Source organism: Frankia sp. Mgl5 (assembly GCF_023242985.1).
GTDB lineage: Bacteria > Actinomycetota > Actinomycetes > Frankiales > Frankiaceae > Parafrankia > Parafrankia soli.
In genome coordinates this window covers 1-280 of sequence record NZ_JALKFY010000089.1, presented here as the reverse complement: position 1 = coordinate 280, position 280 = coordinate 1, and the positions used below count along the sequence as shown (strand labels likewise).

The 280-nt window shown below is 53.6% G+C and carries 1 protein-coding gene; it reads right to left on the bottom strand.

What is annotated here, in order from left to right; all coding sequences use genetic code 11:
- A partial coding sequence (locus tag MXD62_RS08495; protein WP_248828843.1) for an SMC-Scp complex subunit ScpB occupies nt 1-280 on the bottom strand: 280 nt, incomplete at both ends.

Here is a 280-nt window from a genome sequence, read left to right as displayed (position 1 = left end):
CTTCACACCGCGAATCTCTTCAATCTCGGAGCGGGTGATCGGCTGTTTGTATGCGATGATCGCCAATGTTTCCAAAGCCGCTTGGGAGAGCGTGGATTGGCTGGGTGAGGTGGCCAGCTTTTCAAAATAGGGGACGTGCTCCGGCAGCGTTGTCAGCTGGTATGCTTTGGCTACTTCCACGATTTGAATGCCGCGGCCTTCCCGGCGCAAGTCGGCTTTCATATCTTCCACCAAATCAATTACCGTCTCTTCCGGTACTTCGATGATTTCACCGATCTGC